Annotated in this window: 15 protein-coding genes; 3 read left to right on the top strand and 12 right to left on the bottom strand. The window is 45.0% G+C overall.

What is annotated here, in order from left to right; genetic code table 11:
- Window positions 1-11 precede the first annotated feature (11 nt).
- The 10 genes from pdxJ to rpoE form a co-directional block, all read right to left on the bottom strand.
- A complete protein-coding gene (gene pdxJ, locus AB8613_RS11190) occupies window positions 12-749 on the bottom strand; it encodes a pyridoxine 5'-phosphate synthase (RefSeq protein ID WP_048664490.1) in 738 nt (245 codons plus the stop codon).
- Entirely contained in the window at window positions 746-1,474 is a 729-nt protein-coding gene (recO, locus tag AB8613_RS11185) for a DNA repair protein RecO (RefSeq protein WP_372383824.1), read from the bottom strand. The genes pdxJ and recO overlap by 4 nt, the downstream gene beginning before the upstream one ends.
- 102 nt (window positions 1,475-1,576) lie before the next feature.
- Window positions 1,577-2,548, bottom strand: a complete 972-nt coding sequence (era, locus tag AB8613_RS11180) for a GTPase Era (protein ID WP_017059042.1) — start codon at window positions 2,546-2,548, stop codon at window positions 1,577-1,579.
- Window positions 2,541-3,218, bottom strand: coding sequence for a ribonuclease III (gene rnc, locus AB8613_RS11175; RefSeq protein ID WP_017059043.1), 678 nt, complete (start codon window positions 3,216-3,218; stop codon window positions 2,541-2,543). Before rnc ends, era begins: the two co-directional genes overlap by 8 nt.
- Before the next feature lie 26 nt (window positions 3,219-3,244).
- Entirely contained in the window at window positions 3,245-4,141 is an 897-nt protein-coding gene (lepB, locus tag AB8613_RS11170; protein ID WP_017066013.1) for a signal peptidase I, read from the bottom strand.
- Between the two features lie 97 nt (window positions 4,142-4,238).
- Entirely contained in the window at window positions 4,239-6,032 is a 1,794-nt protein-coding gene (lepA, locus tag AB8613_RS11165) for a translation elongation factor 4 (protein WP_017059045.1), read from the bottom strand.
- Between the two features lie 137 nt (window positions 6,033-6,169).
- A complete protein-coding gene (locus AB8613_RS11160) occupies window positions 6,170-6,640 on the bottom strand; it encodes a SoxR reducing system RseC family protein (protein WP_048605807.1) in 471 nt (156 codons plus the stop codon).
- Window positions 6,637-7,599 (bottom strand): sigma-E factor regulatory protein RseB, encoded by a 963-nt coding sequence (gene rseB / locus AB8613_RS11155; RefSeq protein ID WP_327783509.1) that lies wholly within the window; start codon window positions 7,597-7,599, stop codon window positions 6,637-6,639. The genes AB8613_RS11160 and rseB overlap by 4 nt, the downstream gene beginning before the upstream one ends.
- The gene (locus AB8613_RS11150) at window positions 7,596-8,219 is read right to left on the bottom strand and encodes an RseA family anti-sigma factor (RefSeq protein ID WP_372383823.1); all 624 of its coding nucleotides are present in this window, start codon (window positions 8,217-8,219) and stop codon (window positions 7,596-7,598) included. Before AB8613_RS11150 ends, rseB begins: the two co-directional genes overlap by 4 nt.
- Window positions 8,220-8,245: 26 nt before the next feature.
- The gene (rpoE, locus tag AB8613_RS11145; RefSeq protein WP_008223963.1) at window positions 8,246-8,824 is read right to left on the bottom strand and encodes an RNA polymerase sigma factor RpoE; all 579 of its coding nucleotides are present in this window, start codon (window positions 8,822-8,824) and stop codon (window positions 8,246-8,248) included.
- Between the two features lie 389 nt (window positions 8,825-9,213).
- On the opposite strand from rpoE, the gene nadB reads away from it, so the two are divergent.
- Window positions 9,214-10,830 carry an L-aspartate oxidase gene (nadB, locus tag AB8613_RS11140; protein ID WP_048605812.1) on the top strand — a complete coding sequence of 539 codons (1,617 nt, stop codon included), beginning with the start codon at window positions 9,214-9,216 and terminating at the stop codon, window positions 10,828-10,830.
- Window positions 10,831-10,931: 101 nt separating this feature from the next.
- Here nadB and AB8613_RS11135 read toward each other — a convergent pair whose 3' ends face one another.
- On the bottom strand, window positions 10,932-11,351 hold the full coding sequence (locus AB8613_RS11135; RefSeq protein ID WP_315897542.1) for a protein YgfX: 420 nt from the start codon (window positions 11,349-11,351) through the stop codon (window positions 10,932-10,934).
- Window positions 11,299-11,559 (bottom strand): succinate dehydrogenase assembly factor 2, encoded by a 261-nt coding sequence (locus tag AB8613_RS11130; RefSeq protein ID WP_004735374.1) that lies wholly within the window; start codon window positions 11,557-11,559, stop codon window positions 11,299-11,301. The genes AB8613_RS11135 and AB8613_RS11130 overlap by 53 nt, the downstream gene beginning before the upstream one ends.
- Before the next feature lie 166 nt (window positions 11,560-11,725).
- On the opposite strand from AB8613_RS11130, the gene ygfZ reads away from it, so the two are divergent.
- Together ygfZ and AB8613_RS11120 are read left to right on the top strand one after the other, a co-directional pair.
- Entirely contained in the window at window positions 11,726-12,697 is a 972-nt protein-coding gene (gene ygfZ, locus AB8613_RS11125; RefSeq protein ID WP_372383822.1) for a tRNA-modifying protein YgfZ, read from the top strand.
- 4 nt (window positions 12,698-12,701) lie between these two features.
- The gene (locus tag AB8613_RS11120; RefSeq protein WP_372383821.1) at window positions 12,702-13,163 is read left to right on the top strand and encodes an aminoacyl-tRNA deacylase; all 462 of its coding nucleotides are present in this window, start codon (window positions 12,702-12,704) and stop codon (window positions 13,161-13,163) included.
- The last annotated feature ends 298 nt before the right edge of the window (window positions 13,164-13,461 follow it).

Genomic DNA, 13,461 nt, shown 5'->3' with positions numbered 1-13,461 from the left:
TGTTTAGAAAACTAAGCGTTGTTGCGTGCTGTTTCCATCACGGCTTTCATGTCTGCAACGGCCTTGTTCAAACCATCAAACACTGCACGTCCCATGATTGAGTGACCGATGTTCAACTCGTAGATCTCTGGAAGAGCCGCAATCGGTGCTACGTTGTGGTAAGTCAGACCATGACCAGCATTGACTGTGATACCAAGATCGTCCGCGTAGCTTGCGCCTGCAGCAATCTTTTTCAGCTCGTCTTGTTGGTCTTCTTCTGTTTTAGCATCGGCATAATGGCCAGTGTGCAGTTCAATGAACGGTGCGCCACACGCTTTTGCTGCGTCGATTTGCTCACGGTCAGCATCGATAAACAGAGATACTTTAATGCCAGCAGCAGACAGTTTTTCCGTCGCCGCTTTGATCTTTTCAAGTTGACCAACCACGTCCAAGCCACCTTCAGTGGTCAGTTCTTCACGCTTCTCTGGAACCAGACAAACAAACTCAGGATTAGTATCGAGGGCAATTTGAACCATCTCATCCGTTACGGCCATCTCCAAGTTCATACGAGTTTGAAGAGTTTCAGCCAGAATACGTACATCGCGGTCAACGATATGACGACGGTCTTCACGCAGGTGAATAGTAATACCGTCAGCACCCGCACGTTCAGCAATTTCAGCTGCGTGTACTGGATCTGGGTATTTAGTACCACGTGCATTACGTAGTGTTGCAATATGGTCGATATTAACGCCTAAAAGGATTGAGCTCATTTTCCAATACTCCGTGCTCTAGAGAGGGCTATTGTTGGCATAAATAGCTCTCTACTTTTTAATGGTTTGCCGCCAAGATACGGCTTTAAGGCTATGCGTGTAAAGCGTTTTGCCGCTTTTAACTGCTCTTTAGTGATAAACCTACGTTCACTGATTGCGATTAGTTCATCGCCCATAAAAGTCAGGTTGTCTCGACGCACCGAAGCGATGAAACCTTTCTGCTCTCGATAGCGATAAGTCATGCTCGGATCAATCGCTTCACCAGTGCCCGCGCAGTGTAAAAAGTCGACGCCATAACCCATAGCGGATAATAGAGCCAACTCAAAACGACGCAGCGCTGGCTCAGGATTTTCATTATGCGCCAGCTCTGTTAAAGCATGAAGATAGTCGTGAAAAAGTGCTGGCATCGCCACTTCCGCCATCAATACACGACCGATTAGCTCGTTCACATACAGGGCTGAATACAGATTGATACCGGCGAGAGGGAGCCCCAAGCTAATCGGCTCAGCTTGGCGTAAGGTTTTCATCGAACCATTACCAGACCACTTAAGCAGTAGCGGTGTAAAAGGTTGTAATGCACCTTTCAAATTGGAACGCTTGCTGCGAGCGCCTTTAGACATCAACGTCACCCGACCGAACTCTTCGCTGAAGACGTCCAAGATCAGGCTCGACTCACTGTATGGTCGACGGTGCAACACAAAGCATCGCTGTAACCCTTCGCTCAATCACTTACCCTTATTACAGATACAAAAAGAGAGAGTTCGCACTCTCTCTTGGATTTATCTTCAGTTCAACTTTCTTAATCTCAGAAAGTGACGTTCAATATATTATAGATCGTCGATGTAACCTAACGAGCGAAGTGCACGCTCATCATCAGCCCAGCCAGATTTAACCTTGACCCAAGTCTCTAGGTAAACTTTACGGCCGAATAGCTCTTCCATATCGATACGCGCTTCACGACCAATCGTTTTGATCTTCTCGCCCGCTTTACCAATCACCATTTTCTTCTGACCTGTACGCTCAACAAGAATCAGAGCATTAATGTGGAAGCCATCGTTATCTGGGTTGTAATCGAAACGTTCGATTTCAACCGTTACTGAGTATGGTAGCTCGTCACCCGTAAAGCGCATCAGCTTTTCACGGATAATTTCAGAGGCCATAAAACGTTGCGAGCGATCAGTCACGTATTCTTCAGGAAAGTGGTGTGTAGCTTTAGGTAAATGTTCACGTACGTGCTTACGCAGTACATCAATGTTTTTACCTTGCTTCGCTGAGATTGGCACAACATCAATGAAGTCCATCTTCTTAGAGACTTCCATCATGTGTTGCATGACGTTAGTACGGTCTTGAACGTTATCTACTTTGTTGATGCAAAGTACAACTGGGAAGTCAGTCTTCTTCAGTTTGTTCAGAACCATTTCATCGTCGTCAGTCCAGTGAGTACCGTCGACAAGGAAGAATACTAGGTTCACATCACTCAGTGAGCTGTTCGCCGCACGGTTCATCAAACGGTTGATTGCACGCTTTTCTTCAATATGAAGTCCAGGAGTATCAACGAAGATCGCTTGGTAATCACCCTCAGTTTCCACGCCCATAATACGGTGACGTGTCGTCTGTGGCTTACGCGATGTAATTGAAATCTTCTGCCCCAGAATATGGTTCAGAAGCGTCGACTTACCTACGTTTGGGCGACCGACAATAGCGATGAAGCCACAATGTTGGTTTTCCGGTAGGCCTGTTTTTTTGCTATCAGATGAAAAGAATGCATCGATATCGAAATCTTGGTTGTTATCAGACATTGCTTAGTTGCTCTAATGCTGTTTCAGCAGCCGCTTGTTCTGCCTTGCGGCGGCTAGTGCCTTTACCGATAACAGGTTTATCCACACCTGCCACTTCACACTCAACCGTAAACTCTTGGTTGTGTGCTTCACCTTTAATATTAGTCACTGTGTAGACAGGTAGAGGATTTCTTCGACCTTGTAAAAACTCTTGTAGGCGAGTTTTCGGATCTTTTTGAGATACTCCAGGCTGAATAGCATCTAGGCGAGATTGGTACCAGCTTAAAATAATGCCGCGAACCGTCTCTGTATCACTATCTAAATAGACAGCGCCGATGATCGCTTCAACCGCATCCGCTAGAATAGAATCACGACGGAAACCGCCACTCTTCAACTCACCTGGACCTAATTTTAAGTAATCTCCTAGTTCGAATTCACGACCTAGTTCTGCCAATGTATGACCACGTACTAATGTTGCGCGCATGCGGCTCATATCACCTTCGTTTACCTTAGGGAAACGGTGGTAAAGATCATCAGCGATAACAAAACTTAAAATTGAATCGCCCAGAAACTCAAGACGTTCGTTATGTTTACCTGCGGCGCTGCGGTGAGTCAGCGCCAAGTGGATAAGATCGGCATCATTAAACTGATAGCCAATCTTTCTCTCTAGTTTATCAATTGGAGAATTCATGCTCTCTCGATGTGTTATGTGATCGATTAATGAATCCCACCGATGCGATTAAAACGCACACCAGTAGGAATCCATGTTGGAAGTACACTGTCTGAACCGCGTTCGAACTCGAAGCTGATCCAAATAGCAACAGCCTTACCAACAAGGTTTGCTTCAGGGACAAAGCCCCAGTAACGGCTATCGGCACTGTTGTCACGGTTATCACCCATCACAAAGTACTGGCCTTCTGGAACGACCCATTCGTTAACACCATTGCGAGGCTGATATGCTTGCACACGATCACGGCGTAATGGGTTAACTAAAATCTGGTGCTCTACGTCTCCAAGCTGTTCGTTCAGCTGAATCAGAGGCACACCATCTTGAATAAATTGGCTCTCTTCAACATTACTTAGTTTCACTGGTTCACAGCTACTTGTACCCTTCGCCTGAATACAGATCTCTTTACGACTGCTGTAGCGAATCGTGTCACCAGGCATACCAACAACACGCTTAATGTAGTCGATGTTTGGCTGAGGTGGGTACTTAAATACGATTGAATCGCCGCGTTCTGGCTTGCCTGTTTCTACCAATTGAGTGCGCCATACTGGGTCTTTTAGACCGTACGCGTACTTCTCTACCAAGATGAAATCACCAACCAAAAGGGTTGGCATCATCGAGCCAGAAGGGATTTGAAACGGTTCATAGATGAATGAACGCAAGATCAAAACAAATGCAATTACCGGGAAAATGGACACACTGTTCTCAACCCACCAAGGCTGAGCCGTAACTTTTGCGCTAGTTTCAGCGTCTAGGCCATTCGATTGTGCTTCAACGTCAGCAAGTTTTTGCTGGCGCTTCTTCGCCCACACAAACTTTTCCAACGCCCATACAATGCCGGTCACTAGAGTTACGATCACTAAGATAAGCGAAAATGTATTAGCCATTGATATCCCTTAAATTTCATTTCTTTAAAAATAACGAAAGTGAAAGAATAGCGAGCTACTCTTCCACTTTCAATTATTCGTTTACCGCTGGATAAAGTTAATCTTTTCCAACGTGAAGGATTGCAAGGAAAGCTTCTTGAGGCAGTTCAACGTTACCGATCTGCTTCATACGCTTCTTACCTTCTTTTTGTTTCTTAAGAAGTTTCTTCTTACGGCTGATATCACCACCGTAACATTTTGCGATTACGTTCTTACGCAGTTGTTTCACTGTAGAACGAGCAATGATGTGGTTACCAATCGCTGCTTGAATCGCGATATCGAACATCTGACGAGGGATGAACTCTTTCATCTTCTCTACCAGTAGACGACCACGAGACTGAGCAATATCTTTGTGCGTAATGATCGCTAGTGCATCAACTGTTTCGCCATTCAGCAATACGTCTACACGTACCATGTTTGATGGCTCGTAGCGTTGGAAGTTGTAATCCAATGATGCGTAACCGCGAGACGTTGACTTCAGACGGTCGAAGAAGTCGAGAACTACTTCTGCCATAGGAAGATCGTACGTCACAGCAACTTGGTTACCGTGGTAAACCATGTCTACTTGTACGCCACGCTTCTCAACACACAGTGTGATTACGTTACCTAGGTAATCCGAAGGTACCAGGATATTACAGCGTGCAATTGGTTCACGAATTTCTTCTAGGTCATTAACCGCTGGCAGTTTAGCCGGGCTATCAACGTAAAGAACCGTTTTATCTGTTTTTACAACTTCATACACAACTGTTGGTGCAGTCGTGATTAGATCTAGGTCGTATTCACGCTCGAGACGCTCTTGGATGATCTCCATGTGAAGCATTCCTAAGAAGCCACAACGGAAACCAAAACCAAGTGCTGCTGAACTTTCTGGTTCAAAGAACAGTGACGCATCGTTCAGGCTTAACTTGCCTAACGCGTCACGGAAGTTTTCGTAGTCATCAGATGATACAGGGAATAGACCTGCGTATACCTGAGGCTTCACTTTTTGGAAGCCAGGTAGACGTTCAGTGCTGCCGCCCTTTGCAAGCGTCAACGTATCACCAACTGGTGCACCTAGGATGTCTTTAATACCACAAACAACCCAACCTACTTCGCCAGTATTTAGCTCTGTAGTATCGATTTGCTTAGGCGTGAAGATACCTAGACGGTCAACACCCCATACTTGGTCTGTCGACATTACTTTGATCTTATCGTTCTTCTTCAGCTTACCGTTTTTAATACGAACCAAAGAAACTACGCCAAGGTAGTTATCGAACCAAGAGTCAATGATCAACGCTTGTAGAGGCGCTTCAGGATCACCTTCCGGTGGCGGGATTGCCGTTACGATGTTTTCTAGAACATCATCAACACCCAAGCCGGTTTTCGCAGAACAGCGAGTCGCTTCCATCGCATCGATGCCAACGATCTCTTCGATTTCTTCAGCAACACGTTCTGGTTCAGCTGCAGGTAAGTCAATCTTGTTCAAGATTGGCACTACTTCCAGTTCCATTTCAATTGCTGTGTAACAGTTTGCTAGAGTTTGTGCTTCAACACCTTGGCCAGCATCCACTACAAGTAGTGCGCCTTCACAAGCCGCTAGAGAACGAGATACTTCGTAAGAGAAGTCTACGTGTCCAGGAGTGTCGATAAAGTTAAGTTGGTAAGTTTCACCATCTTTAGCTTTGTAATCTAAAGTCACACTCTGCGCTTTAATTGTAATACCACGCTCGCGTTCTATATCCATAGAATCGAGGACTTGAGCTGCCATCTCACGTTCACTTAATCCTCCACAAACTTGGATTAAGCGGTCAGAAAGGGTCGACTTACCGTGGTCGATGTGGGCGATAATCGAAAAATTACGAATGTGCTTCATAGGCTTGGTGTGACTAAACTCTTTGAATAGGGATAATAAGAAAGCCGCGACGCGTCCAATCTACACTCAGCATTGGTGGCGGCATTTCAATCAAGTTGGCAGATTCTACCCAATTTAAGGGCAAGAAGCATCATAAATTAGACGAGAGACTCACCTAGGATTCGAATCAAGACGACTTCTTGCTTGGATTTGTCTTCCATGGGTTTGGCTAACCGCTTCGCTAAGGCAATCCCACCAGCAGTAAACAGTGCTGCACTTAAGATAACAATGCCCTCGCCCCCTTGAAGTAAGGGTTGCAACAAGAGTTGTCCAAAACCAGCACCAATCATCAGCATGAAAAGTGGGATTAGATAAACGATGGCTGCCGACTGAAGTAGGCTTTTTTCAGGAAAGCCAATTTCTACGATTTGCCCAGCTTTGACTAAGCTTTTAGTTTTAAGCTGCCAAAACAAAGATTTATTGCCAACAGCCTTGGTCACAATACCCGTGCCGCAACTTTTTTGAGAAGAGCAACTGCTACAACTGGTTTGTTGTTCGCAGCTCAGTTGAACAAAATATTGCTTACCTTTTTGTTCAACTGAGCTAACGGTCGCCAACGCGGTCATCATTGCGCTTGTACCGATTTATTGAATGTAACTGACTGAGCAATACGCTTTGCAGTTGCAGGCGGAATGTCACCAACCACAGAGATTTCTTTGTCGCCAATCACTAAGCTATGCAAGGTTCTACGCCCTTGACGTACCAACTGCCCTTTCAATGAATGTTCGTCTTTATCGGCGATATAAACCGAAAAGCTAAACAATCCATCACTGAAAAGCTGGCTTTCAACCATTTTATCTGTCGCTGCCATTTGATAACGGCTAAGCTCTTTTGACTTAAACCCTTCAGGAATCCAAGAGGCCTGCCAGTTAGTTTCACTCACTAAGCCTTCCGGCAATGATAAGACTTTCGGCAATTGAGCTTGGTTCAATCCCCCCATTGCCTCTGCAATCTTATCGTTCACCACGTAAGAAATAGTGCGGTACTGTTCAAGCACTTCACCGTCACGATCCAAAAGATCGGCACGCAAAGGAAGACTGGTTTTTTCATCGACCCAAACTACGTAGGAGTAACGAAGGCCATCTTTTGGCACGACGCGTAATACTTGAGTGGTGCTTCCCGCTTCACGAGAGCGTCCAACTTTTACAAAATCGTAGTACTGGTTCAGAGAGTCAATATCTCGGTTAATCATCGGAATAACAGGTGCAACCATACTGCCAGATTGGATAGTAAATGGCTCTGTACCCGGTTCGATGTAGCTAACTTCATTGCCGCGTCGAATAACTTCACGAACAGGACCACTTAGATAAACAAGGTGTGCAAGTTGTTGATCGTCGTTAACGGCATGACGATAAAGTAGAGGTTCAATACTGCTCTTCTTTATCAATATGTAAGAGAGTTCGTAATTTAGATGCTGACTGGCCTCGTTCATTTGATGCAACAAGGCCTTTGCAGTAGGTTCCTCTGCAAAGGCTGTTGGAGACATCAAGCTGAACAGTGTCAGTGCACTGACCAGGATTTTCTTCATTCAATGTCCGATTCTAGATGTGCATCTTGCATTGGCGATGCATCACTGTTAAGTCTTAGCTGCAGCTCATAATCTTCTAGCATTGCATGAACGCGTTTACGCTGCTCTTGCAAGTTAGCTTCCGATGCCGGCTTTTCAACAGAGTCACGCGTTAAGCTTACTGGTTCCGCAGAACCCGCAAATGGAATCGTCTGGAGTACAGGCAACTGCTCTGGTGCTGCAGGGTCGCTGCCACCATATTGTTGAACACCTAATACAACCACTAATGAAACACACGCTGCCACGGCAACTTGTCCAAACTGTTGTAACCAAGCCGGAAGGTGACGCTTCGCTTGCTGAGGTTTAGGCTGCTCTTCAATTGGAGCAACAGTAGGTTCAACATTCACTTGGTGCAGGTTCGGCATTGCACTATGTGCAGGCTCAGCTTCAAGCGCTGCTGCCACATTGTTAGCAATGTTCCAATCTTGAGTTTCTGGCGCATCCCCACGCATAACATCACCAATTAAATGGTAACTCTGCCAGGTATCCATGCTTTCTTGATCGGATTCGAGATCTACAATGAGAACTTTATCGATCGTTTCACCATCCATGAGTGCCGAAAGCTTTTCTTTATCAGCCATTATTTTCACCATAATTATTACAAGTTCTAGCGTTGCAAAAGAGGTTTAATTTTCTTTTCCACCGCTTCACGAGCTCGGAAAATACGCGAACGTACGGTTCCTACAGGGCAATCCATTACTTCTGCAATCTCTTCGTAGCTCAAACCTTCGAGCTCACGCAACGTCATTGCAGTTTTTAAGTCTTCTGGTAGCGCTTCAATCGCTCCAAAAACGACTTGTTTCAATTCTTTTGACAGCGTTAAGTTCTCAGGGTTCGATATTTCTTTTAACGCGCTGCCAGTTTCGTAATATTCTGCATCTTCTGCATCTACATCTGTTGCTGGCGGCCTACGGCTTTGGGCAACGATATGATTTTTAGCGGTGTTCACGGCAATTCGGTACAACCATGTATAGAAGGCACTCTCGCCACGAAAGTTAGGTATCGCGCGGTAAGCTTTAATAAAAGCTTCTTGTGCTACATCAGGTACATCACCGGAATTATTCACGTATCGAGAGATAAGATTACAAACTTTGTTTTGATACTTAACCACTAGTAAGTTAAATGCCTGCTTATCTCCACTCTGAACTCGCTCAATCAACACTTGATCGGTTAGCTGCTCGTTCATTCGAGCGGGTACTCCTATTGTTATAACCCTCACCTTCACAGATATGGGTACTAATTATGCGAAATGTAGTATTGACACCACCGTCTACAAGAGCACTATTGTGACTAAGCCAAATACCGAAAGTTCCAACTTTCTTAAAATTATTTGCCATTATTGTTTCACAATGTGATGTAATAAAAATAGCTATCCCTATCAATTTGGGGAAACTTGAGCAAAAGCAATGGTATTGAGCAATTAAATATTTCTAGATAGCTGTCTATATATTGATTTTGCATAGCGTTTAAGGATGACTCTGGAGAGATTATAACAGTCTTCCCCAAACTCCTAAAACAAGACAAAGTCAATTGAGAGTGGACAACTCGACTATAGCCCGGGATTTAATAAGTTTTATGAACGCAAACCGTGAACATCAGTGTGATGTATTAGTGGTAGGAAGTGGTGCGGCAGGCTTGTCATTAGCCTTACGCGTAGCAGAACATGCAAAAGTAATTGTATTAAGCAAAGGACCACGCAGCGAAGGATCGACGTATTACGCACAAGGTGGTATCGCCGCGGTGTTCGATGAGTCGGACAGTATTGAGTCTCATGTAGAGGATACTCAAATTGCTGGGGCTGGGTTATGTGAAGAAGATACAGTTCAATTCATTGCTGAAAATGCTAAAGAGTGTGTACAATGGCTGATTGATGGTGGTGTTCCATTTGATAAAGATGAGAACAGCACAGAAGGCCAACCAAAATATCACCTCACTCGAGAGGGTGGCCACAGTCACCGCAGAATCCTGCACGCTGCCGATGCAACCGGCATGGCGATGCAAACCTCGCTGCAAGATAACGTCAACAACCACCCAAATATCGAGATCTTCGAGCGCCACAATGCGCTGGATTTAATCACTGAAGATAAGATTGGTGGTTCGAAAGACAAGGTTATCGGAGCCTATATTTGGAACCGCAACCAAGAGCACGTTGAAACCGTGCGCGCTAAGTTTGTTGTATTAGCAACAGGTGGCGCTTCAAAGGTTTACCAGTACACCTCTAACCCAGATGTCTCTTCAGGTGATGGTATTGCTATCGCTTGGCGTGCAGGTTGTCGTGTCGCAAACCTCGAATTCAACCAATTCCACCCAACATGTCTATTCCACCCAGAAGCGCGTAACTTCCTTCTGACGGAAGCATTGCGTGGTGAAGGCGCTTACTTGCGTCGCCCTGATGGTTCAAGATTCATGAAGGACTTCGACGAGCGTGGTGAACTGGCGCCTCGTGATGTGGTTGCTCGTGCGATTGACTTCGAAATGAAGCGTTTAGGCGCAGACTGTATGTATGTAGACATCAGCCACAAGCCTGAAGAATTCATCACTGCGCATTTCCCAATGATCCACACTCGCTTGATGGACTTGGGTATAGACATGACTAAAGAGCCGATCCCTATCGTACCGGCTGCGCACTACACTTGTGGTGGTGTAATGGTTAATAAGCAAGGTCAAACCGATCTCACTAACTTGTATGCGATTGGCGAAGTGAGCTATACCGGCTTACACGGCGCAAACCGTATGGCTTCTAACTCACTGCTTGAGTGTGTGGTTTACGCATGGGCAGCAGCAAAAGATATCGTTGAGAACATCGACCAATCTCAACTGTGTGCAGAACTGCCAGCATGGGATGAAAGCCAAGTCACCAACAGTGATGAAGAAGTTATCATTCAGCACAACTGGCATGAGCTACGTCTATTCATGTGGGATTACATGGGCATTGTTCGAACGGATAAGCGACTAGAGCGTGCACTGCGTCGCATTCAGATGTTGCAGCAAGAAACTCATGAGTACTACAGCTACTTCAAGGTTTCGAATAACCTATTAGAACTGCGTAACTTGCTACAAGTGGCTGAGCTAATGGTTCGCTGTGCAATGCAACGCAAAGAGAGCCGCGGCCTGCACTACACGTTGGATTACCCTGAACTTGCAGAAGACAGTGGCCCAACGATTCTGACGCCAGAGAAACGCCAAGCATAATAATTGGTTAAACGAGCTTAGCGAATTAGTCATCAGCGAAAAGTAATTAAACGAAAGGGAGCCGAGTGCTCCCTTTTCTTTTGTCTAACGTTTTCTTTTATCTAGCGTGCTCGTTGTAAGTTCGCCAGAAAGTGACGATATTCATGCTCGCAACAGCTGTCGCGCCAAAGCAATACCGAGTGCCCGCACTCAAACTGCAATTTAACAAAGAACTGCGCCCAGATCTTATCAACAGACTTGAGTCGGTAAGTTCGCTCATTGAGTCGAATATCACCATCCTCTTTGTAATCAAACTTCCCATGGGCGCTGTTTAGAGTCACATGGTTGTTTCTGAACAAGCGGATCATTAAAGCTAAGCAATAAAGGCTGGCGGCAAGTGGAATAGAAGACAGGACGATGAAAAACAAAAGGCACCCAAAAATAGTGCCTTTTGCAAATAATGCGGAATACGAAGGGTTAAGCTGAAGCTTAACGAACCTTGCTGAGGTTGTGTGCGACAATTTTATCAACCATTGATGCATGACCTAGGTTTTCACTGCGTCCGTGTCCCATTACCCAAGTAAACAAATCTGGGTCATCACACTCTAATAGAGAAACAAACTCGCGCTGCTCCTGCTCTTGCAATGAATCAAAACACTCTTCGAAAAATGGCATGATGACTACATCAAGTTCTAACATGCCGCGACGGCAACCCCATTTAATTCGTGCTTTCTGCTCTGCAGTGTACATTGGCTATCCTCACCTATAATTTTCTTTCTCGGAGTGTAACAAGTCATACGCCCTGCAACTACTATGTGAGTCACAGTCCCTATCTAAGCTCACAAAAAAACCTAGGCTGACAAAGAAACAGAACCGGATTAACATAGAGCCAAATAAAATTCTTAGGAAAGATAAAATGGATTGGAAAAACACATTTCAGCCACTCGCTCATACGCAAAATGAATCGCTTCCAGAACTGATGATGACACACGTGTCAGACTGGAGCGCAATCACCATGATAGGCGATGACAGAAAGTCGTACCTACAGGGTCAAGTAACGTGCGATGTCGTCACTCTTTCTAATGATGAATCCACGTTAGGCGCACACTGTGATGCAAAAGGAAAGGTATGGAGCATCTTCCGCCTGTTCCATCACAATGGCGGTTACGCACTCATGCAGCCTAAATCTGCGATTGAAGTCGAGCTCGTTGAAATCAAAAAATACGCTGTGTTTTCTAAGGTTGATATTGAACAAACGACAGATGTTGTTATCGGTGTGATGGGCGCGTCTGCGGATCAATACATTGATTCTATTTCAGAAAGCCAAGGTAATGTGCGTACTATCTCTGGTGGTAGCGCGGTTAAAGTCTCTGACAATCGTTGGGCGCTGCTTATTACAGAAGAAGCTGCAGCAACCATAATCTCGAGTAGCTCAGCAGAAAAAGTATCAGAAGCACTTTGGCAATATCATGAAATTATTGATGCTCAACCGAACCTATCGAAAGCAGAGCAAAACGAGCACATTCCTCAAGCGCTTAATCTGCAAGCGATTGGCGGTATCTGCTTTTCAAAAGGCTGTTACACAGGTCAAGAAACAGTAGCTCGTGCTAAATACCGTGGCATGAACAAGCGTGAGATGCGCATTGTTTCAGGAACAACAGCAGAAGTATTGTCTCTAGAGAACCCTATTGAACTAGAGCGCAGCGTGGGTGAGAACTGGCGTGGTGCAGGTCGATTATTAAACGTATATCAATTTGCTGATAACAAAGCGATTGGTTTGATGGTATTGCCAAACAACCTTGATAATGATGTTCAGCTTCGATTGACTGCGCAACCTGATCAAGTATGGAATATCCTGCCACTGCCTTACAGCCTCGAAGACGAGTAATCACGTGGAAACACTGATTACACAATGGCTAGATCAACAGCAGGTGGATTATCGCCTGCTGATGCAAAGCAAACCAACCACTAACATTGAAGAAACCGCGCAAGAGCGAGGCATCGCCCCATCTCAAATGGTGAAGTGCATCCTGCTCAAGGATATGGGAAACCAATATGCGTTGGCCTGTACAGCAGGCGATCGCTCTGTCGATCCCAAGAAAGTACGCTCAGTGCTGAATTGCCGTCGAATGACCTGCGTATCACTCACCGATGTGGAATCCATCACCGGCTTTAAGGTTGGTTGTGTCGGTCCGCTTGCTCTAAAGAGGCACATGCCGATCATTTTTGATCCTTCCATTCAGAACAACTCAACCGTGACCATTAGCTCTGGTGATCGAATGGCAGGTGTTGCACTTGATCTCGAGGATCTTATGGCGTTATGCGCGCCAATCGTTGCAGAGATCAGTCGATGATCCATTCTAAGACGTAATTGATCGCAAACCTTCTTTAAATTTTTCATTAGATACATATTTAGTGTGAAGCTCGTCATAAGAAAAACACGCCAACATTAAATAGTTAATCAAAATAAAAGCATAAGTAGTCACAAAGTTAAATTTGCGTTATTGTGAATTTACTGACTAGCTATTAAGCAAATCAGTACAAGTGAATCCACTGAGTAACATCAGTATCCACTTTTGTGTAATGCATCTGTGACTATTCGCCCGTTTTAGACGGGCTTTTTTTTGTCCAAAATTTACAATTTGATTACAC

This window comes from Vibrio sp. BS-M-Sm-2 (genome assembly GCF_041504345.1).
Lineage (GTDB): Bacteria > Pseudomonadota > Gammaproteobacteria > Enterobacterales > Vibrionaceae > Vibrio > Vibrio satsumensis.
This window is presented reverse-complemented; position numbering and strand designations above follow the sequence as displayed.